The 19,765-nt window shown below is 65.1% G+C and carries 21 protein-coding genes; 18 read left to right on the forward strand and 3 right to left on the reverse strand.

From position 1 onward, the window contains the following. Positions 1-94 precede the first annotated feature (94 nt). On the reverse strand, positions 95-856 hold the full coding sequence (locus ACQR0Z_RS15455; RefSeq protein ID WP_434919170.1) for a formyltransferase family protein: 762 nt from the start codon (positions 854-856) through the stop codon (positions 95-97). 20 nt (positions 857-876) lie between these two features. Further along, positions 877-2,154 (reverse strand): hypothetical protein, encoded by a 1,278-nt coding sequence (locus tag ACQR0Z_RS15460; protein ID WP_434919171.1) that lies wholly within the window; start codon positions 2,152-2,154, stop codon positions 877-879. Between the two features lie 735 nt (positions 2,155-2,889). Between ACQR0Z_RS15460 and ACQR0Z_RS15465 the strand changes: the two genes are divergently transcribed. The 12 genes from ACQR0Z_RS15465 to ACQR0Z_RS15520 all read left to right on the forward strand — a co-directional run bounded on the left by ACQR0Z_RS15465 (position 2,890) and on the right by ACQR0Z_RS15520 (position 13,141). Beyond that, positions 2,890-3,099, forward strand: coding sequence for a hypothetical protein (locus ACQR0Z_RS15465; protein WP_434919172.1), 210 nt, complete (start codon positions 2,890-2,892; stop codon positions 3,097-3,099). Next, complete coding sequence (locus ACQR0Z_RS15470; RefSeq protein WP_434856736.1) at positions 3,096-3,800, forward strand: RNA polymerase sigma factor; 705 nt, start codon at positions 3,096-3,098, stop codon at positions 3,798-3,800. The genes ACQR0Z_RS15465 and ACQR0Z_RS15470 overlap by 4 nt, the downstream gene beginning before the upstream one ends. A gap of 138 nt (positions 3,801-3,938) precedes the next feature. After that, entirely contained in the window at positions 3,939-4,763 is an 825-nt protein-coding gene (locus tag ACQR0Z_RS15475; protein WP_434919173.1) for a flagellin, read from the forward strand. A 58-nt stretch (positions 4,764-4,821) separates the two neighbouring features. Continuing rightward, complete coding sequence (gene fliD, locus ACQR0Z_RS15480) at positions 4,822-6,534, forward strand: flagellar filament capping protein FliD (protein ID WP_434919174.1); 1,713 nt, start codon at positions 4,822-4,824, stop codon at positions 6,532-6,534. Beyond that, the gene (gene fliS, locus ACQR0Z_RS15485) at positions 6,534-6,959 is read left to right on the forward strand and encodes a flagellar export chaperone FliS (protein ID WP_434919175.1); all 426 of its coding nucleotides are present in this window, start codon (positions 6,534-6,536) and stop codon (positions 6,957-6,959) included. Before fliD ends, fliS begins: the two co-directional genes overlap by 1 nt. Before the next feature lie 208 nt (positions 6,960-7,167). Then, positions 7,168-7,461 carry a hypothetical protein gene (locus ACQR0Z_RS15490; protein ID WP_434919176.1) on the forward strand — a complete coding sequence of 98 codons (294 nt, stop codon included), beginning with the start codon at positions 7,168-7,170 and terminating at the stop codon, positions 7,459-7,461. A 313-nt stretch (positions 7,462-7,774) separates the two neighbouring features. After that, positions 7,775-8,437, forward strand: a complete 663-nt coding sequence (locus ACQR0Z_RS15495; RefSeq protein ID WP_434919177.1) for a flagellar hook assembly protein FlgD — start codon at positions 7,775-7,777, stop codon at positions 8,435-8,437. A gap of 22 nt (positions 8,438-8,459) precedes the next feature. Next, on the forward strand, positions 8,460-9,698 hold the full coding sequence (gene flgE / locus ACQR0Z_RS15500; protein ID WP_434919178.1) for a flagellar hook protein FlgE: 1,239 nt from the start codon (positions 8,460-8,462) through the stop codon (positions 9,696-9,698). 2 nt (positions 9,699-9,700) lie between these two features. Next, on the forward strand, positions 9,701-9,964 hold the full coding sequence (locus tag ACQR0Z_RS15505) for a hypothetical protein (RefSeq protein WP_434856729.1): 264 nt from the start codon (positions 9,701-9,703) through the stop codon (positions 9,962-9,964). A 15-nt stretch (positions 9,965-9,979) separates the two neighbouring features. Then, positions 9,980-10,432 carry a flagellar protein FlgN gene (locus ACQR0Z_RS15510; protein ID WP_434919179.1) on the forward strand — a complete coding sequence of 151 codons (453 nt, stop codon included), beginning with the start codon at positions 9,980-9,982 and terminating at the stop codon, positions 10,430-10,432. A 27-nt stretch (positions 10,433-10,459) separates the two neighbouring features. After that, positions 10,460-12,217 carry a flagellar hook-associated protein FlgK gene (gene flgK, locus ACQR0Z_RS15515; RefSeq protein WP_434919180.1) on the forward strand — a complete coding sequence of 586 codons (1,758 nt, stop codon included), beginning with the start codon at positions 10,460-10,462 and terminating at the stop codon, positions 12,215-12,217. Between the two features lie 15 nt (positions 12,218-12,232). Continuing rightward, complete coding sequence (locus ACQR0Z_RS15520; RefSeq protein WP_434919181.1) at positions 12,233-13,141, forward strand: flagellin; 909 nt, start codon at positions 12,233-12,235, stop codon at positions 13,139-13,141. Here the strand turns inward: ACQR0Z_RS15520 and ACQR0Z_RS15525 are convergent, their stop codons facing one another. Further along, a complete protein-coding gene (locus tag ACQR0Z_RS15525; RefSeq protein ID WP_434919182.1) occupies positions 13,142-14,089 on the reverse strand; it encodes a LysR family transcriptional regulator in 948 nt (315 codons plus the stop codon). 148 nt (positions 14,090-14,237) lie between these two features. On the opposite strand from ACQR0Z_RS15525, the gene ACQR0Z_RS15530 reads away from it, so the two are divergent. Genes ACQR0Z_RS15530 through ACQR0Z_RS15555 form a run of 6 tightly spaced genes read left to right on the forward strand, consistent with a single transcriptional unit; the run spans position 14,238 to position 19,759 of the window. Next, on the forward strand, positions 14,238-15,053 hold the full coding sequence (locus tag ACQR0Z_RS15530) for a dioxygenase (RefSeq protein WP_434878802.1): 816 nt from the start codon (positions 14,238-14,240) through the stop codon (positions 15,051-15,053). Continuing rightward, positions 15,050-16,120: a maleylacetate reductase gene (locus ACQR0Z_RS15535; protein ID WP_434919183.1), complete on the forward strand. Its 1,071-nt coding sequence runs from the start codon at positions 15,050-15,052 to the stop codon at positions 16,118-16,120. Before ACQR0Z_RS15530 ends, ACQR0Z_RS15535 begins: the two co-directional genes overlap by 4 nt. A gap of 47 nt (positions 16,121-16,167) precedes the next feature. After that, the gene (locus tag ACQR0Z_RS15540; protein ID WP_434919184.1) at positions 16,168-17,448 is read left to right on the forward strand and encodes an ABC transporter substrate-binding protein; all 1,281 of its coding nucleotides are present in this window, start codon (positions 16,168-16,170) and stop codon (positions 17,446-17,448) included. Between the two features lie 24 nt (positions 17,449-17,472). Next, positions 17,473-18,192 (forward strand): ABC transporter ATP-binding protein, encoded by a 720-nt coding sequence (locus ACQR0Z_RS15545; protein WP_434919323.1) that lies wholly within the window; start codon positions 17,473-17,475, stop codon positions 18,190-18,192. Then, positions 18,192-18,899 carry an ABC transporter ATP-binding protein gene (locus tag ACQR0Z_RS15550; protein ID WP_434856722.1) on the forward strand — a complete coding sequence of 236 codons (708 nt, stop codon included), beginning with the start codon at positions 18,192-18,194 and terminating at the stop codon, positions 18,897-18,899. Before ACQR0Z_RS15545 ends, ACQR0Z_RS15550 begins: the two co-directional genes overlap by 1 nt. After that, entirely contained in the window at positions 18,896-19,759 is an 864-nt protein-coding gene (locus ACQR0Z_RS15555; RefSeq protein WP_434919185.1) for a branched-chain amino acid ABC transporter permease, read from the forward strand. Before ACQR0Z_RS15550 ends, ACQR0Z_RS15555 begins: the two co-directional genes overlap by 4 nt. Positions 19,760-19,765: the final 6 nt, after the last annotated feature.

Raw genomic sequence — 19,765 nt, forward strand, 5'->3', positions numbered from 1 at the left:
CGAAAACGCGACGCGGGACAAGATGAAATGAGTCGCTTGCGGCTCCGGTTTCCTCCTGCTGCGGGGGCGACGCCGCGCTCCGTCAGCCGGGCGTTCAGCTGACCCTGCTGGCCTGCAGAGCCTCCGACCGCAACTCGCCATCGGCCGCAAGAGCGGGGGCGCTCACGGATTTCAGCCCATCCGCAGTCCTTGCCCGCGACAGTTCAAACCGCACGCCGTTGACGGTCACGGTGAGCGCGATGCCGCGGTAATCGTCGTGGAAGGCGCGGATACGGCGCATCATCTCGGCCGGCGCGATGTCGGCGGGCATCTCGCACATCGCAGCATACATCTGCTTCGTGCTCTTGACTCCGCTCCAACTGATATCGAGCTCCGGCAGTGGGGCGGCGTGGCAGGCGAGTTCGCGCGCCATGCGCCAGAACAGATAGGCCGTTCGCACGAACGCCATCTGCTCGAGGCCGCGGACGTCGATGCCACGGGGGATGTCGAATGTCTCGACCCCGACGATCGCGCCGCAATCGACGCGGGTCTCCATCACATGGGCCGTCGCGCCGAAGCGCTCGGCACCCTGGTACATGGCGAAGTGGGCGGGCGCCCAGCCGGGATAGTCGGGTGTGGCGGGGTGGAAGTTATAGGCACCATGGCCGAGGGCCTGAAGGATATCAGATGGCACGATGACGCCCGACGTGAACGCAATCAGGCGGGATCTGCCGAGCAGGTCGCGTTCGATGCGTTCGAGCTCCTGCAAGCTCACGGCGCAGCGGAACGACAAGGCCGGATTGTGCGCCTTGAGGAGCTCGGTCAGAGCGAGGTGCTGATCGCGGCTGCCGGTGAGAAGGATGATCGTATCGAACATGGTGCGCAATCCCGGTGGGGTCAGGGGCGGTCGGTCACGAGGTTGAATGGTTGTGACCTGGCGTTGGCGGCAAGCGCGCGGAACAGGTCAGGCCGCAGCGTTTGGCCGGGCGCGATCTCGATCAGATTGTTGTCCGATCGGCGCGCAGCGTCCCTGACAATCCGGACGTCGTCTTGCCAGGCGCAAAGCGAGACTTCGAGGCGGCAGAAGCCGCCATTGTCGCGAGCGAATGCCGTGGTCAGCGCCTGAAGGCTCGCGGCTGTATCACGCGCGGGGCTGCCCTCGTCACGCAGAACGACCGTGACGGCTTGATCGGATGCCGCCTCGGACGTGATCACGAGCAGTGAATCCGTGGCTCCCGCGCGACCTGCCCGCCTGGGCAGGCGGGCCCTGACGGCGAAATCCGCATCAGCGCCCCGATCCATGCCAGTCGGCGGGAGATTGTGGACGATGGTTGCGCGCCGCATATCGGCTTCGCCTGCGACGGCATGGTAGGACCGCGGCAGCCAGACAGTGTCCAGGGCCATCTGGGACGTCACTGCGCTCCAGGCCTGGTCGATCACGTAGCCGTCCCAGACGTCCGGATAGGAGGTGGCGATGTCGTGCCAGGTTGCGAGCAGCGCCTCGGCCGCGACTGAGCGGCCGAAATACAGCGTCCGTGCTGACATTTCCCAGCCGTTCCACTTGTGGACCGCAAAATCGCAGCTGGCGAGCTGAGGAAGATCAGGCACCGCCTGAAACATCACGTCGGGGTCGACATACAGCAGCGGCTCGCGGGAGCGTCGCCACATGCGGGCGAGGAAAGCGGATTTGTCGGCCGCCGTCAGCCGATCCTGTCCGTCGATCGCTTCGATGTCGAAAGCGAGTCCGAGACGCTCGAGCGATCGCCGCAGATGATAGACGTGCAGGTCGCCGACGCGACTTGGATGGCAGGAGACGATGCGCATTGCGGGTTTGGCGGCCGCGCCGCTTGAAGAGCTCCGGTCGATGCCTCCCCACCATAGCAGGTGGGGTCCGTCCGCGGAGACGCCGACGGTGCCGCACTCCGTGAACTTGGATTTGAGGAAATCGAATGCCGGATTTTCTCCGAACGGAATGACGATGGCGTCGCCCGATTTCATCGCGCCGAACAGGAGCTCCGCGCCCGCGCCCGTCGGGGGATCAATGACGACGATGGTGTATCGTCCGCCAGCGGACGGGCGCTCGCCGTTCCATATCGCGAGTGGTCCTACCGCATGCGACAGCCATTCCAGGCGGCGCGTCTGTTGGTCGCCGAGCTTGACGCCGTGTCTGCGCAAGATTGCTATCGCGCCGTGAATGGAGTGCAAGTCTGATCGCGTCATGCCGTGTCCTCTTCAGCGTGAAACGGACGACGGCGGCCAATCAGGCGCATCAAGTTGAAGTCCGGCGATCTGAATCGGCGGCTGCGCTTGTTAATTTCACACGGCAAACGCGCATTTCTTTTCGAGATATTTCAACGTGTCACGGTTGAGCTTGTGGCCGCGAAAGGATGGAGTCCCGTCGTCGGGCGCGGGTTTGATTAGTTGGCTCTGCAATGGCGTTGTTCGGCACTCGGAATTGCCGATGGCAGGAGGATAGCGCGCACGGCGAACGTCGCGACCGATGCTCTCATGACAGCGAGAGACATCATCGTGCATAGATCCGACGTGATTTGAAACATTCAGCAATACACGCGCGCACGAAACGCTCGACCTGCAAGGTCGATCGTCCTCCAAATCATCATATGCATCAACTACAACGGATGAAATCGCGCGATCAGGCGCACACTGTCGTAAAAAATCTTCGGCAGTTTCCGAAAACGCGGCACGCGGCAACTGACAGCGTCAAAAAATACGATAATTTCGACGACGTGATTCGGAAAAACTTGCCGAGTGAAAATCACTGCTCGCACGACATCGCGAGTCATCGGGGCCGACGCTGCGCTGTTGCGCCAGATGTGGTCACCGGCTGCTGTTAGTTGGCGTTGCGGTTGCGTTTTCTACTGAATTCGTCGTCCGGAATGAATCCCTGCCATGCCGACCAGCGGCTTTCTCGTCTTCAACATCGCGCGATCCGGCCTTCGCGTGCGGCAGAATTTGCCGCGCTCCAGGCAAAAGTTTCCATCTAAGCAATTGAAAAACAACAAAAATAGCTTGCCTGGATCTGTCGATCGCGCCGTTCAAGGATCGGAAGCCGTCTGCGAACTGCGCGATCGGCAATGCGGGTTGGAGAGTCGGAAATGAGCTACGCGCTGGATGTCTGTGCCCCGGCCGATGGCGTGTCCTTGAACGAGCCGGCGTCGCAGGATGCCGTATCGATGCCCTGGAGCGAGTCGGCCAGCACCGTTCCCGCCTGCGAGCCCGTCGTCGAACCTGCGATCTTTGATGAAGACAAGGAACTGCTCGACAGGCTTGCAACAGGAGATGAGCTTGCGTTCCGTCTACTGGTCGAGCGCCACGTCGACCGCGCCTATGCGATCGCCCTGCGCATCGTCGGCAGCGCCGCGGACGCCGAGGATGTCGTCCAGGACACGATGCTCAAGGTCTGGACGCATCGCGGGCGCTGGCAGCACGGCCGCGCGAAGTTCTCGACCTGGCTGTATCGCGTCGTGAGCAATCGCTGCATCGACATCCGCCGCAAGCCGCGGACCGAAAATGTCGACGTCGTTCCGGAGGTGGCCGACAGCACACCCGATGCCGTCAGCGTGATCGAGCGCGCCGAGATGAGCGACATCCTCGATGCCGCCATGCAGCGGCTGCCCGAGCAGCAGCGCATTGCGGTGATCCTGTCGTATCACGAGAACATGAGTAACGGTGAGATCGCCGGCGTCATGGACACGACGGTTTCGGCGGTGGAGTCGCTGCTGAAGCGCGGACGTCAGCAACTGCGCGAGATCCTGCGCCGGCACGAGCGCGACATTCGCGGCGCCTTTACCGACCGCTAACCATACGCGCGACGGCGCGGCAGAAATCCCGCCTGATTCCCGCAGTCGCTTCCGTTTGATCGATCAGACGGGGCTGATCCGCACCGTCAGTCCGTCCACGATGCGGCGTGTCTTGCCGATCATTCAGGAGTTCTCACCGTGCCCGCCATTTCCACCAACATCGCCGCCAACTCGGCCGTCCGTTACCTGAACATCAACTCCAACCAGGAAACGAGCTCGCTGTCGAAGCTGTCGAGCGGCTCGCGCATCACCGCGGCTTCGGACGATGCCGCCGGCCTGGCCATCTCGACCCGCATCTCGTCGGACATCACCACCTTGCAGCAGGCCGCGACGAACGCCGCGCAGGCGACGTCGATCCTGCAGACCGCCGACGGCGGCGCCTCCAACATCAGCGACATCCTGGCGCGCATGAAGTCGCTGGCCTCCGAGTCGGCCTCCGGCACCACGGTCGGAACCAGCCGCACCTACATTCAGTCGGAATTCTCGCAGCTGATCAGCGAAATCACCTCGATCGCGACCGGCACGCGCTATTCGGGACAGAGCCTGCTCGATGGCACCAGCACTTTCTCCACTGGCGTGTCGGTGCTGGTCGGCTCTTCCGCCAGCGATACGATCGACATCAAACTGTCGGATCTCACCGCCGCCACGCTCGGCGTGTCGACGCTCGACGTCAGCACGCAGGCCGGTGCGAACACTGCGCTGACGACGCTGGATACGGCGATCGACACGGTGTCGAAGGCCCGCGCGGATATCGGTGCGCAGGAGTCGCGCTTCAACTTCTCGGCCGACTCGATCTCGACCCAGACCCAGAACCTGCAGTCCGCCAATTCGGCGATCAAGGACGTCGACATCGCCTCGGAGCAGGCGAAGCTGTCCTCGGCCCAGGTGAAGACCCAGGCGGCGGTGTCGGCGGAAGCCGCCGCCAACCAGATCCCGCAATATCTCCTGAAGCTGCTCGGCTGAGCCGCGATCTGCCGGGCCGGCGTTGCGCCGGTCCGGCTCCATTCTCGGAGGACGATGAATGACGGTGAGCAGCGCCACCTCGAGCACCAGCAGTACGACATCATCGTCCTCTTCGTCGACGAGCTCGAGCAGTTCCCTGACCACCTCGGGGACCAGCACCACGAGCACGATCGATTGGAGCGCGCTGATCGAGTCTGCCGTCAATGCCAAGCTGACACAGGCGACGCAGATCTCGACCAAGATCACCGCCAACGAGGCCAAGATCACCGCGTATCAGACGCTGCAGACGGCGTTGAAAACGCTGTCGTCAGGGCTTTCCTCGCTCGCGACGTCGATGGTGAATTCGCTCGCGACCAACGTCTTCGCGACGCGGGCGGCGACGCTGAGTTCGACCGGCGACGTCAGTGCCTCATCGGCGTTGTCGATGTCGGTCAGCAACGGCGCGGCGACGGGAAGCCACACGCTGGCCATCGGCCAGATCGCGACCGCGCACAAGGTGACGGGAACGGCGCAGTCGAGCCAGACCGACGCGCTCGGATACGCGGGCACGTTCTCACTGGGTCTTTCAGGGGGCAGCACCGCCGACATCACCATCACGAGCGACATGTCGTTGCTGGACGTCGTCGATACGATCAATGCGCAGACGTCCACGACCAATGTCGAGGCCTCCGTCGTTCAGGTGTCGAGCGGATCGTATCAGCTGGTCCTGACCGGAACGCAGGATGCCGCAGACATCACCACGTCGAGCGCGTCCGGCGACGATGTCCTCAATGCGCTCGGCGTCACCGACAGCGCCGGCGACTTCTCGACGGTGTTGCAGACCGCGCAGGCCGCCGAGTTCACCCTCGACGGCATCAGCATGACCCGCACGACCAACGACATCACCGATGTCCTCAGTGGCGTGACGTTCAACCTGCTGCAGGCGACGCCGTCGGGGACGTCGCTGACCATCGACATCGGCACCGATACCAGCCAGATCTCGTCGGCGCTGCAGACCTTCGTCACCGACTACAACGCGTTTCGCGACGCCGTCATCGCGCAACAGACGACCAATTCGGACGGCACTGCCGCATCGAGCGCGGTGCTGTTCGGCGATGGCACGATGCGCGACATCATGAACACGCTGCAGGCGGTGCTCGGAACCTCGGTCGGCGGCCTCACGATGGCCGATCTCGGCCTGTCCTTCAACGAGAAGAACGAGCTCGAGCTCGACACCGGCACGCTGTCGACGATCCTCAGCACCAATCTCAGCGGCGTGACCACGCTGCTGTCGGCGCAGACCAAGACCTCGTCGAGTCAGCTCAGCGTCGTCAACACCGGAACGTCGCCGCAATCCTTCACGCTCGATCTCACGGTGGATTCGTCGGGAAGCCTGACGGCCGCCTCGGTCGGCGGCGACAGTTCGCTGTTCACCGTCAGCGGCAATACCATCGTCGGCAATTCCGGGACGATCTATGCCGGCATGGCCTTCACCTACACCGGCTCGACGTCGCAATCGATCACGGTGACGTCGACACAGGGGCTCGCCACGCAGATCTACCAGATCGCGAAGAACGCCTCGTCCACGACGGGATCGCTGCAGACGCTGATCGACAATCTGACGTCCCAGGACGAGACGATGCAGGCCAAGGTCGACGACATCAAGAGCGCGGCCGCGACATTCCAGACGCAGCTCACGGCACAGTATGCGAGATATCAGGCCGCCATCGAGAGCGCCAACAACACCCTGACCTACCTGAAAGCACTTCTCAACGCGAGTTCGAGTGACTGATGACCCAGAGTTCGATCGCCCAACTTGCAAGCCAGGCCTATCGCGGCGCGGCCGTGGCGGTGCCGCCGCTGCGCGCCGTGATCATGCTGCTCAATGGCGCGATGACCTGTCTGCAGAAATCGGTGCAGGCGCAGGAGGCCCGCCGCTTCGAGGAGGGGTACGCCCAGCTTACCCGGGCGACCGCGATCCTGCGCGGATTGAGCCTGCATCTCGACTCCGTCAGGGGCGGGGCCGTGGCGGAGCAGTTGTTCGAGACCTATAACGGGCTGATTGTCGCGGCCTTGCGCGCCTACGGCAAGCCTCGCATGCGCGAGCATGTCCAGACGATCACGAACAGCCTGCTCCAATTGCGGGAGGCCTGGGAGTCGGTCGACGCGGCTGCGCGGAGCGTGCGACCCCCTGGCGATTCGAGCTCCCGCCGATAGGCCCGAATCAGTCTCCTGTTGCACCGCAGAAATTCCCTGAAACTGGCTGGAAACAGTCAGCATCAACCGGCGCGCGCGGTATTCCGTTCGGCCGCAGGCGCGTCCGCCAGCCAAAATCGACAGGTTTTCGGTCCATGTCCCGTGGTCCGTCGTCGCCGTCGGCCAATATCAATTTCGCACGCCGCCTGAATGCTTTATGAGGAGGCTGATGACGCGGGATGGCCGGACGATGGACGTCAGGGAATTCGAGGATCTGATCGACCGCCTGGGTGAGGACCTCTCCCAATGGCCCGCTGAGCAGCGCCAGTCGGCGACCGATCTGCTGGCGTCGTCACCCGACGCCGAACGACTGCTCGCGGAAGCGCGCCTCGTGCGGCAGGCGCTGGCGTCGACGCCGATCCGTGCCCCCTCCGGTCTTGCCGCCCGCATCGTTGCGGCGGCTGGCCAGGCGACGTCCGAACAGACGGCGCCCGCATCTGCCGATGTCCACGAGGCCGGCTGAGCCGGGCCACGCACTCCGCACCCACCAAATGATCAATCGATGCGGCGGTCGCATCGGATGGCGCGTTCGCGCTCGAGCGCATTGAGCCGGTCGCGACGGTTCGCCGTCGTCATCATGCCTCGTCGCGCGCGCGAGCCTCGCCGCGCGTCGTACCAGGCGAATTTTGCCGCCCCGGCTGAGCGCGCGGCGGCAAATTCTGCCGCCAAAACAACGTAGTTCGCGACCTGTTTGTGCGCCTGATCTCGGCGCTTCGGCCGTTTGATCAGCAGACATCTCCCCCACGCCGGAGGTGCTGCGAGAGCCGGAGCCAGCCATGACGATTACTGCAACAAGCTCGTCGACGACGACGACATCCTCGACGTCATCGAGTAGCGACTCGCGCACGACGCTGAGCTCGACCGACTTTCTCCAGTTGCTCGTCAGCGAGCTGCAGAACCAGGATCCGCTCAACGCGACCAGCGTGACCGACTTCGTCAATCAGATGACGTCCTACGCCAACTACACGTCGCAGCAGTCGCTCAACAGCAGCATGACCTCGCTGGCCAGTTCGTTCTCGAGCCTGGTGACGCTGAACTCCGTCAACTACATCGGCCACACCGTCGAGGCGAAGACGGATACGGCGGTTCTCTCCAATGGCTCCGCCACGTTCGGCTACTCGTTGTCCTCGGCCGCGTCGAACGTATCGGTCTCGATCAACGATTCCTCGGGGAACACGGTCTGGACGGGCACGAGCACGGGCAACAAGGGCAGCAACAGCATCACCTGGGACGGCACGGATTCGAGCGGCAACCAGCTCAGCGACGGCGGCCAATACACGATCTCCGTCACCGCCACCGATTCGGCCGGCAACTCGGTCCTCAACTACACGACCGTCACCGGAACGGTGACCGGCATCGACACATCGACCAGCACGCCCTCGCTCACCGTCGGCGGCGTCCCGGTCAGCGCCAGCAACATCATCGGCGTCACGTCCTGACGCGACCTTTCGGAGTAGCATCATGAGTCTGTCTGGAGCACTGTCCTCGGCCATCTCCGCGCTCAACGCGCAGAGCTCTTCGCTTGCCATGATCAGCGACAACATCGCCAACGCCGACACCACCGGATACAAGACGACGTCCGGCCTGTTCGAGCAGCTGGTGACGGCATCGAGCAGTTCCAAGGCCTATTCGTCCGGCGGCGTGTCGGTGTCGGGCCGCGCCAACATCACGCAGCAGGGACTGCTGGCCGCAACGACGAACGCGACCGACGTCGCGATCCAGGGATCGGGCTTCTTCGTCGCGACCAATTCGACCACCGCCGGCGGCGAAACGTTCTATACGCGCAACGGCGCGTTCACGATCGACAATGCCGGCTATCTCGAGAACAACGGCTACTATCTCGAAGGCTGGCGGACCGATGCGAGCGGCAACGTCGTCGGCAACGGGCTCGAGCCGGTCAACACCAGGGTCGCGCTGACCAACGGCGGAGCCACCACCGAGACCTCGCTGGCCGCCAATCTGCCGGCCGATGCCGCGAGCGGCGACACGTTCAGCAGCTCGATGACCGTGTATGATTCGCTCGGTCAGGCGCACACCATGAACATCACCTGGACCAAGTCGGCGACCGCCAACGAATGGACCGCCGATTTCGCGCCGGCGACGAGCACGGACGGCACGGTGACCAGCGGCACCTATACCATCGACTTCAACTCGGATGGCTCGCTGAGCAGCGTCTCCTCGACCAATCTCGGCATCACCTGGAACAACGGCGCGGCGGCCAGCTCGATCGCGCTCAGCTTTGGCACCACCGGCGGCGGCACCGACGGCCTGACGCAGAAGGCCTCCGGCAGCACCACCCCGAGCGTCTCCAATTTCAGCGCCAATTCCGACGGCGTCTCGTTCGGCACGCTGAGCAGCATCTCTGTCGGCAAGAACGGCCTGGTCGAAGCGACCTATTCCAATGGCGAGACCGTGCCGATCTACAAGATCGCGGTGGCGACGTTCGGCGATCCGAACGGGCTCGTAGCGCACAGCAGCGGCATGTATTCGGCAACCGCGACCTCCGGCAACGCGACCTTGCAGGCGTCCGGTGAGAACGGCGCGGGGACGGTCTACGGCAGCGAGCTGGAGTCCAGCACGACGGACACGACAGGCCAGTTCAGCAGCATGATCTCCGCCCAGCAGGCCTATTCGGCGGCGTCGCAGGTCGTCTCGGCGGTGAACAAGATGTACGACACCCTGATCTCGTCGATGAGGTAGCCATGACCGAGCGGAGCAAGGACCGGCTCGGTGAGGGCGAGGTCCTGTTGAGGAAGTTGCGGCGGCTGAAGCTCCGCGCGGCGGCCGTCGGCAAGGATGATCGAGCGCAACTGCTGGCGCTGATGGACGACATCGAGAGTGTCCGCCGCAAGCTGCTGCGCGAATGCGCGCTGCTCGAGGAAGAATTCAGGGTTGCCGCGGTCCGCGTGACCGCCTTGAGCAGCTACGCGCGCGTGGCGCAGGCAAGCCGGCGCCGTGAACATTGAGATGGGAGTGACAGAATGAAACTGGGAACCCAGGCCGATCGACGGCCGGCGAGCGAGGACGACGTGCGCACCTTGCTCGCGCTGATCGATGAATTGATCGCTGTGATCTCGGAAGAGAATGCCGAACTCGCCAAGGGGCTGCCGGCCTCGCGGTCCAAGCAGCTCGACGACAAGAGCCGGCTGGCCGGGGTTTTCGAGCAGCGGGTCGCCGAATGCGCGAGGCAGACGGCGAGCCTCGACGTGCGCGATCGCGTGCTGCGCGAGCAGCTCATGGAGCACATCATCAGGCTGCGCAGCGCGATGGACGAGAATCTCGTCCGTTTGCGCGCTGCGATCGACGCCAGCCATCGGCGGATCGAGGCGATCATGCAGGCCATCCGCGACCAGATCGCGAGCGCCGCGCCCTATGGGGCCGGCGGGCGTCTGACCGCGCGTGCGACGTCCTGCGGAACCAATGTCCGGGCGTGATCGACAACGGGAAGCGGGAGTCGAACGATGTCGCTCGATATAGCACGGCTCGTCGCGTTCAGCGGCATCTCCGCCACGGAGTTGCAGATCAGTCTGGCGTCGTCGAACATCTCGAACGCCGATACTACGGGCTATACGCGGAAATCGGCCAACCAGGTCGCCGACGTGACGGCCGGCATCGGCACCGGCGTGTCGATCACCGGCATTTCGAGCAATGTCGACAAGCTGCTGCTGAAGTCGCTGATCGCCGCCAATTCCGAGCTCGGCTCCGCCGACGCCACGAACAACTATCTCGAACAGCTTCAGCAGCTGTTCGGCAGCGCCTCGACGTCGGGGACGTCGACCGGCGGAACGTCGCTCGCCAACTCGCTGGCATCGCTGGAGTCAGCGCTGTCATCGCTGGCGAGTTCGCCGAGCAGCGTGTCGCTGCAGTCCGCCGTCGTCAGCGCCCTCGATGATTTCGCGAGCCAGCTGCGCGGCACGTCCAGCAGCGTACAGACTCTCCGCGCCAACGCCGACAAGGACATCGCGTCGTCGGTCGAAAGCGTCAACGACGACCTGCAGCAGATCGCCGATCTCAACGTCGAGATCCGGAAGCTGGCGGCGTCGGGCCAGTCCACGGCCGACCTCGAGGACCAGCGCAACGCCGCGCTGCAGGATCTCTCGTCCTATATGAACGTCAGCTATTATTCGGCGTCGAACGGCGACCTGCAGGTCTACACGTCGTCGGGGCGGGCGCTGGTCGACAGCTCCGTTCACGCGCTCAGCTATACGGCGTCGGCCAACGTCTCGGCGTCCTCCAGCTATGGGTCCGGCGGCTTCAGCGGCATCATGGTCGACGGCGTCGACGTGACCTCGCAGATCACCTCCGGCAAGATCGGCGCGCTGGTGACCCTGCGCGACCAGACGCTCCCGGCGGTGCAGAGCCAGCTCGATCAACTGGCGTCACAATTGGCATCGGCGCTCAACGAGACCACGAATGGCGCATCGGCAGTGCCGCCGCCGAACAATCTGACCGGCACGACGGCGACCAGCGGCGCGGCGTCGCTGTCTGCCTCCGGTACGGTCCGCATCGCCGTGGCCGACCAGAGCGGCAATCTCGTCTCCTACCAGGATCTCGATCTGTCGTCCTATGCCACGGTGGGTGACCTGGTCACCGCCCTGAACGGCATCTCCGGTGTCTCCGCGTCGATCGACTCTGCCGGGCATCTGTCGATCAGCGCAACGTCGTCCTCGTATGGCGTCGCCATCAACGACATGAGCAGCGCGATCGGCGGCGCCGGCTTCTCCGATTATTTCGGCATGGACGACCTTGTGACCGGGACGGGGGCCGCCGACTTCGCGGTGAGAAGCAGCATCCTGTCCGGCGATGCAGGCCTGCCGACCGGATCGCTCGACGGGTCCACGACGCTGACGACCGGAAGCCAGGTGCTGACGTCGGGGTCGGCGACCGTCATCAACGCGCTCTACGACAGGCTGACCGGCGCGACGAGTTTCTCGTCGGCCGGAGGCCTGAGCGCGACGACCGGTTCGTTCGCCGACTATGCGGCGGCCATCGTCGCCAATGTCGCCAGCAAGGCGTCGCAGGCATCGAGCGCCTACACGACGAAATCAACGGCCCAATCGACCTACGCCAGTTCCCTGTCCTCGCAATCCGGCGTCAACATCGACGAGGAGACGGCCAGGCTGAGCGCATTGCAGAACAAATATGCGGCGGCGTCCCAGGTCATCTCCGTCGTCAACAGCATGTTCTCGTCGCTGCTCAGCGCCGTGCAGTCGAGCTAACCCGGAGCGAATGCCATGACGATGCGGATCGCGACCTTTGCGAATTCCGACCAGATGATCGCAAGCTCGCTGCGGACGCAGGCGACCATGGCGACGCTGCAGGTCCAGGAAGCGTCGGGATTGAAATCGGAGTATCTTGCGGATTACGGCGCCGACACCCAGCATGTCGTCAACCTGCAGGTCTCGGTCACCCGTGCCCAGTCCTATATCGATGCGGCGACGCTGGCCGACAGCAAGGTGCAGGTGATGTATTCGGCGGTCGGCCAGGTGTCCGATGTCGTCACGCAGCTGCGATCGGCGCTGAGCGCCGCGACGTCTGGCAGCAGCACGGGAACCTCCTCTGCCATCAGTACCGCGCAGCAATTGCTGCAGCAGATGACGGGGATCCTCAACACGCAGTACGATGGACAATATCTGTTCGGCGGCGCGCGAACCTCGACAACCGCCGTCGACACCTCGGCCTTCGCGTCGGGAACGGGCTCGCTGACGACGGCCGACACCAGCTATTACCAAGGTGACAGCGAGCTTGCGTCGGTGCGGGTGTCAGACCGGCAGTCCGTGAGCTATGGTGTGACGGCGGACGACCCGGCTTTTGAAAAGGTCATGCGCGTCCTCAAATATGTTGCGAACAGCGCGAACCTGTCCGACAGCGACATCAGCGCGGCCCTGACGCTTGCCGATCAGGCCGTGGACGAGGTGGCGACGGTGCAGGCGAAACTATCCGACGCCGCGTCGCGGATCGAGAGCGGCAAGTCGCAGCAGACCGACTACAAGAGCTATGCCGAGAGCCTTGCGACCGACCTGACCAGCGTCGACGTCGCGGCGGTCACTGCACAATTGTCGACGTATCAGGCGCAGCTGACAGCGTCCTACACGGCCATCTCCAAGATCCAGAGCCTGAACCTGGCCAGCTATCTGCGGTGATCAGCCCTTCCAGATGACCGATTGCTCGTGGCGGCGGATCAACTCGGCGAGCGCGGCAAAACCCTTTGCGACCGAGTCCGAGAACGCGAGCACCGCGGGCGATTGCGGGCTTCCGGCGAGCCGGAGAATGCCGAGCGCGCGCTCCGGATGCGGCACGCGCAGCGGCAGGGCGGTGATCTCGCGCTCTTTGCGGTAGGCGAAGACGACTCCGTGCGGCAGGATCGTCAGCGCGTCGGTACGCTTCAAATAGTTCATCGCGCTTGCCAGCGAGCCGCCCACGTAAGGCATGCTCACGCCGGTCGAGCCGAACGAGAGCAGCAGCGCACGCATGTCGGCCTGCAGCGGGCTGTTCGGCGGCGGCGCGATCCAGGGATAGTCCAGGATCTCCGGGCCCTTCAGCTTGCGTTTCATCAGCAGCGGGTGGGTGACGCGGCAGGCGATGACGTTGCGCCCGGGCAGGATCGACTGGAATTCGAGGTCATCGCCGTCGAGCACGTCGACCGGACAGATGGCGAGATCGATGCGGTCGGCGCGAATCGCCTCCTGCAGGTCCGGCATGTAGCCGTAGCTCTGGATCACGCGCACGTCGGGGCGGACGTTGTGGAACTCGGCGATCAGGCCGGAGATCAGGCCATCCATAAAGAACGGTGTCCCGGCCACACGCACGGAGCCGGCCAGCCCGTGGCGAAAATTGTCGATCAACTCGGACGCCTTGCGCGAGGCGAGCAGCATGGCCTGGCCGTGATCGGCAAGCGCCCGGCCGAACGGCGTCGGACGCAGCGGCCGGCGGCCCTTGACGAACAGCGGCTCGCCCAGCCGCTTTTCCAGGGCGGCAAGCGTGCGCGAGACCGCCGGCTGCGTCATGCCGAGCAGCGCGGCGCCCTCGGTGACGCCCCCGGCATTGATGACGGCGGCGAGCTGGACGAGGTGGCGTTCGTCGATCTTCATAGCAATTTGCTATATTATCCCGCGCAAAAATCATCAATGCCCTCGCCGGGCCCTGCTACCGTTCCACGAAACAGGACAACGTTTCCGGGGAGGGACGATGCGGCAGGAGCTGCCCATCGATCGCAGTGGCGGACAGCCGGGCGAGGCCATGCTGGAGCGCATCGCGCGGGCCGGCGACGGCCGGCTGGCGATCGGCATGATCGCCATCGTCAGCCACATCCATCAGCTGATCCGCGAGCTTCGTCCGACCAGGGCAGAATGGCGCGACGCGATGGGGTATCTCGCAGCCGTCGGCGATGCCACCACCGACAACCGCCAGGAATGGGTGCTGCTGGCCGACCTCATCGGCGCGACCGCGCTGGTCGAGGACATCAACAGCCGCCGTCCCGCGGGCGCCACGCCGAACGCGCCGCGCGGCCCGTTCTATCGCGCCGACGCGCCGCGCCGCCCCAATGGCGCGAACATCTGTCTCGACGGCGCAGGTGAGCCGCTCGCGGTCGCGGGCAGGGTGGTGGATCTCGACGGTCATCCGATTGCCGGCGCCGTCGTCGAGACCTGGCAGGCCAACGGGCAGGGCTTCTTCGAGAACCAGCAGCCGGACGAGCAGCCGGACTGCAATCTCCGCGGCATTTTCACGACCGATGCTGATGGCGCGTTCGATTATCTCACGGTGAAGCCGGCGAGCTATGCTGTGCCGGTCGATGGTCCCGCGGGCCGGCTGCTCGGGCAGCTCGGCTGTCCGCTGCGGCGCCCGGCCAGCATTCATTTCATCGTCTCCGCCGCCGGCTTCGAGCCGATCACGACGCAGCTGTTCGACCGCACTGATACGACCGAAGACGCGCTACATTGCGTGAAGCCGAGCCTGCTCGCCGACTTCAAGCCGACGCGGCGCAAGGACGTGCCGTGGAGCCTCGCCTACACCTTTGTCATGGCGCGCGCGCCGAAGACGCGGAGCATGACATGACGAGCACACGCGCCTTCGTCTTCCCGGGTATCCGCTCGCGCGTCGTGTTCGGCGCGGGCACATTGTCGCAGCTCGGCGCCGAGCTGCAGCGGCTCGGCCGCAGGCGCGCGCTGCTGCTGGCGACGCCGCAGCAGCGCAAGGACATCGATGCGCTCGCCGACCGGCTCGGCAGCGCTACGGCCGGCGTCTTCGCCGGCGCGGTGATGCACACGCCCGTGGACGTCACCCGCGAAGCCGTGGCGGCCTATGAGCAGAGTGGGGCGGATTGCGTGATCGCGCTCGGCGGCGGCTCGTCGATCGGGCTCGGCAAGGCGATCGCGCTGCGCACCGGGGCCGACCAGATCGCCATCCCGACCACCTATGCCGGCTCCGAGATGACCGACATCCTCGGCGAGACCAGCAGTGGCGAGAAGACCACGCGGCGTGATCCCGCGATCCTGCCGGAGACGGTGATCTACGACGTCGATCTCTCGCTGAGCCTGCCGAAGGAGATGACCATTTCGTCAGGCCTCAACGCGATCGCGCATGCCGCCGAGGCGCTGTATGCGCCGGACCGCAATCCGATCCTGTCGCTGATGGCGGCGGATGCGATCAGGGCGTTCGCGACCGCGTTGCCGGCCGTGGTCGCGAACCTCTCCGACAGAAACGCCCGCGCCGAGGCGCTGTACGGCGCATGGCTGTGCGGCGCGACCCTTGGCGGCGCCTCGATGTCGCTGCATCACAAGCTCTGTCATACGCTCGGCGGCAGCTTCGACACGCCGCATGCACAGACGCATGCGATCCTGCTGCCGCACACGATCGGCTTCAATGCGGCGGTCACCGGTGATCTGCTGGCGCCGATCTCGCTCGCGCTCGGTGGCGCCACGCCCGGCAAGGCGCTGCATCGTTTCGCCGTGCAGCTCGGCGCGCCGACGCGGCTGAAGGATTTCGGTCTGACCGAGCCTGATCTCGACCGGGCGACCGCGATCGCGGTCAAGAACCCCTATGCCAATCCGCGGCCGTTCAGCCAGGCTGACATCCGCGCGCTGCTGCAGGATGCCTGGTCCGGAACAGAACCACCGCTCTAGAATGATCGTGACTTAACTTAAAAAACAAAACAGGGAGGGAACGACACATGATCACGCGACGAAGGCTCCTCGAGACCGCCGCTGTCGGCGGCCTGCTGTCCGCCACCGATACGATCTTCAAGCCCGCGCTTGCAGCCGGCAAGGCGGCCAAGATCGGCTATGTCAGCCCGCAGAGCGGGCCGCTCGCGGCCTTCGCCGAGGCCGACAAGTTCATCATTGACGGCTTCAATGCCGCAGCGAAGGCGGCCGGGCTGCAGGTCCAGGTCGTCGTCAAGGACAGCCAGTCCAATCCGAACCGCGCCGCCGAGGTCGCCAAGGAGCTGATCGTCAGCGACAAGGTCAACCTGATGCTCGTCGCCTCGACGCCGGAGACGACCAACCCGGTGTCGACGACCTGCGAGTCCGAAGGCCTGCCGTGCATCTCGACCGTCGCGCCGTGGCAGCCCTGGTTCATCGGCCAGCAGGGCAATCCCGGCGATCCCGCCTCGTGGAAGCCGTTCAGCTCGAGCTATCACTTCTTCTGGGGCCTTGAGGACGTCATTGCGGTCTTCACCAACATGTGGGCGCAGCTCTCGACCAACAAGCAGGTCGGCGGTCTCTTCCCGAATGACGGCGACGGCAACGCCTGGGGCGATCCGAAGGTCGGCTTCCCGCCGGTGCTGACCGAGAAGGGCTACAAGCTGATCGATCCGGGCCGCTACCAGAATCTGTCGGACGACTTCTCGGCCCAGATCAACGCCTTCAAGTCCGGCAATGTCGAGGTGATCACCGGCGTGATGATCCCGCCTGACTTCACCACGTTCTGGAATCAGGCCAAGCAGAAGGGTTTTACGCCGAAGATCGCCTCGATCGGCAAGGCGCTGCTGTTCCCGCAAGCCGTGGAAGCGCTCGGCAAGCAAGGGCACAATCTCTCCTCGGAAGTCTGGTGGACGCCGAGCCATCCGTTCAAATCGTCGCTGACGGGCGCGTCCGCGAAGGAACTCGCCGATGGCTTCACCGCCGCAACCAAGCGCCCATGGACTCAGCCGATCGGATTCGTGCACGCGCTGTTCGAGATCGCGGCCGATGTGCTGAAGCGCGTCGACGATCCGACCAACGCCGACAAGATGATTGCGGCGGTCGCGGCGACCAAGCTCGACACCATCGTCGGCCCGATCGCGTGGAACGGCGCCAAGCTGCCGCCCTTCGCCGCGAAGAACGTCTGCAAGACGCCATTGGTCGGCGGCCAGTGGCGGCTCAAGGATGGCGGCGGCTACGACCTCGTCATCACCGACAACAAGACGGCGCCGAACATTCCCGCCAGCGGGAAGATGGAGCCGATCGCCTGACGGTCGATGAGCGGAGCAACCGGCGTGCCCATCCTCGAGCTTGATCATGTCGCCAAGCGCTTCGGCGCGTTGAAGGTCACGGATGACGTGACCTTCGACGTCGCGCCGGGCGAGGCGCTGGGCATCATCGGTCCGAACGGCGCCGGCAAGTCGACGCTGTTCAACCTGATCACGGGCAATCTGCGCGTCGACGCCGGCCGCGTGGCGTTCGATGGCGTCGACGTCACGCGGATGCCGCCGATGGCGCGCTGTCACGCGGGGGTGGGGCGCACGTTCCAGATCCCGCAGCCGTTCGAGAAGCTGACCGTGTTCGAGAACCTCGTGGTGGCCGCGAGCATGGGATCGCGCAAGGCGGAATCCGAGGTCACCGATCGCTGCGCCGACATCCTGGTCAAGACCGGGCTGATCGACCGCGCCAACAATCTGGCCGGCGGGCTCGGTCTCCTGCAGCGCAAGCGGCTCGAACTGGCGCGCGCGCTCGCCACCGATCCAAAACTGTTGCTGCTCGACGAGATCGCCGGCGGCCTGACGGAGGCCGAGTGCCGCGCGCTGGTCGAGACGATCAGCGGCATTCATGCGTCCGGCGTGACCATCGTCTGGATCGAGCACGTGCTGCATGCGCTGAACGCCGTGGTGCAGCGGCTCCTGGTGCTCAATTTTGGCAAGGTCATCGGCATCGGCAAGCCCGAGGAGATAATGGCCTCGAGCGCGGTGCGCGAGATCTATCTGGGGATCGAGGTCTGATGGCGCTGCTCGCAACCCATGGACTGACGGCGTTCTATCGCGACTTCCAGGCGCTGTTCGGCGTCGACCTCGTGCTGGAGGCCGGCGAGACGATTGCGATCGTCGGCGCCAACGGCGCCGGCAAGTCGACCTTGATGCGCTCGATCTCGGGCGTGCTGCGCAACGGCGCCGATCAGATCCTGTTCGACGGACGCCCGATCGGCGCGCTGGCTGCGCCTGATGTCGTGGCGCTCGGCATCGCGATGGTGCCGGAGGGACGAAAACTGTTTCCCTCGCTGTCGGTGGAGGAGAACCTGCTGATCGGGCGCTACGGCCGCGCAGCGCCGGGGCCCTGGTCGCTGGAGACGATCTACCGGCTGTTCCCGGTGCTGAAGGAGCGGCGCCACACGCCGGGCACCGCGCTGTCCGGCGGCCAGCAGCAGATGGTGGCGATCGGGCGAGCGCTGATGTCGAACCCGCGCGTGCTGCTGTGCGATGAGCTGAGCCTCGGCCTCGCGCCGATCATCATCAAGGACATCTACGCCGCGTTTCCGGCGATCCGCGCCAGCGGCGCGTCGATCGTGATCGTCGAGCAGGACATCGGCCAGGCCATGAAGGTCGCGGATCGGCTGTACTGCATGATGGAGGGCCGCGTGACCCTGAGCGGCCGGCCCGCGGAGCTCAGCCGCGAAGCGATCCACGCGGCCTATTTCGGAGCGCACGCATGAGCTGGGCAGACACCATCCTGCAGGGCGTGCTGCTCGGCGGCCTCTACGCGCTGTTCGCCGCCGGGCTCTCGCTCGTATTCGGCATCATGCGGCTGGTGAATCTCGCGCATGGCGATTTGATCGTGCTCGCGGCCTATCTGATCCTGGTGCTGGTCAGCGGTCTTGGCCTGCATCCGTTCGTCGCCGTTGTCATCGCGATGCCGCTGATGTTCGGCATCGGCTGGCTGCTGCAAGCCTATGTGCTCAACCGGACGCTCGGCCCGGACATCCTGCCGCCGCTGCTCGTGACCTTCGGTCTGTCGGTGGTGCTGCAGAACGGCTTGCTGCAAGCCTATTCGGCCGACAGCCGCCGCATTCCCGCAGGCTCGCTGGAGACTGCGTCGGTCGCAATCGGGCCGTTCAACATCGGCGTCATGCCGATGCTGACCTTCGCCTCGGCGGTTGGCGTGATCCTGATCCTCAACCGCGTGCTCTACGGCACCGAGCTCGGCCGCGCCTTCCGCGCCACCTCCGATGACGCCGTGACCGCCGGCCTGATGGGCATCCGGCCCAACCGGACCTTTGCGGTGGCGACGGGCATCGCGATGGCGATCGTCGCGATCGCCGCCGTGTTTCTCGGCACCCGCGCCAATTTCGATCCGACCATCGGTCCGGCGCGCCTGATCTATGCGTTCGAGGCCGTCATCATGGGCGGGCTCGGCTCGCTGTGGGGGACGTTGGCCGGCGGCGTCGTGCTCGGCGTGGCGCAGACGCTCGGCGGTGCGATCAATCCGGAATGGCAGATCCTCGCCGGTCATATCGCCTTTGTGCTGGTGCTGCTGGTCCGTCCGCGCGGCTTCTTCCCGCGCGCGGTCGATTGAGGGGCA

It is taken from the genome of Bradyrhizobium sp. HKCCYLS3077, from assembly GCF_051167555.1.
Taxonomy (GTDB): Bacteria; Pseudomonadota; Alphaproteobacteria; order Rhizobiales; family Xanthobacteraceae; genus Bradyrhizobium.

Coding starts and splice junctions, on each gene's coding strand:
- ACQR0Z_RS15455 (WP_434919170.1), bottom strand. CDS start 856: ATGTTCGATACGATCATCCTTCTCACCGGCAGCCGCGATCAGCACCTC.
- ACQR0Z_RS15465 (WP_434919172.1), top strand. CDS start 2,890: ATGCCGACCAGCGGCTTTCTCGTCTTCAACATCGCGCGATCCGGCCTT.
- ACQR0Z_RS15470 (WP_434856736.1), top strand. CDS start 3,096: ATGAGCTACGCGCTGGATGTCTGTGCCCCGGCCGATGGCGTGTCCTTG.
- fliD (WP_434919174.1), top strand. CDS start 4,822: ATGACGGTGAGCAGCGCCACCTCGAGCACCAGCAGTACGACATCATCG.
- fliS (WP_434919175.1), top strand. CDS start 6,534: ATGACCCAGAGTTCGATCGCCCAACTTGCAAGCCAGGCCTATCGCGGC.
- ACQR0Z_RS15490 (WP_434919176.1), top strand. CDS start 7,168: ATGACGCGGGATGGCCGGACGATGGACGTCAGGGAATTCGAGGATCTG.
- ACQR0Z_RS15495 (WP_434919177.1), top strand. CDS start 7,775: ATGACGATTACTGCAACAAGCTCGTCGACGACGACGACATCCTCGACG.
- flgE (WP_434919178.1), top strand. CDS start 8,460: ATGAGTCTGTCTGGAGCACTGTCCTCGGCCATCTCCGCGCTCAACGCG.
- ACQR0Z_RS15505 (WP_434856729.1), top strand. CDS start 9,701: ATGACCGAGCGGAGCAAGGACCGGCTCGGTGAGGGCGAGGTCCTGTTG.
- ACQR0Z_RS15510 (WP_434919179.1), top strand. CDS start 9,980: ATGAAACTGGGAACCCAGGCCGATCGACGGCCGGCGAGCGAGGACGAC.
- flgK (WP_434919180.1), top strand. CDS start 10,460: ATGTCGCTCGATATAGCACGGCTCGTCGCGTTCAGCGGCATCTCCGCC.
- ACQR0Z_RS15520 (WP_434919181.1), top strand. CDS start 12,233: ATGACGATGCGGATCGCGACCTTTGCGAATTCCGACCAGATGATCGCA.
- ACQR0Z_RS15525 (WP_434919182.1), bottom strand. CDS start 14,089: ATGAAGATCGACGAACGCCACCTCGTCCAGCTCGCCGCCGTCATCAAT.
- ACQR0Z_RS15530 (WP_434878802.1), top strand. CDS start 14,238: ATGCTGGAGCGCATCGCGCGGGCCGGCGACGGCCGGCTGGCGATCGGC.
- ACQR0Z_RS15535 (WP_434919183.1), top strand. CDS start 15,050: ATGACGAGCACACGCGCCTTCGTCTTCCCGGGTATCCGCTCGCGCGTC.
- ACQR0Z_RS15540 (WP_434919184.1), top strand. CDS start 16,168: ATGATCACGCGACGAAGGCTCCTCGAGACCGCCGCTGTCGGCGGCCTG.
- ACQR0Z_RS15550 (WP_434856722.1), top strand. CDS start 18,192: ATGGCGCTGCTCGCAACCCATGGACTGACGGCGTTCTATCGCGACTTC.
- ACQR0Z_RS15555 (WP_434919185.1), top strand. CDS start 18,896: ATGAGCTGGGCAGACACCATCCTGCAGGGCGTGCTGCTCGGCGGCCTC.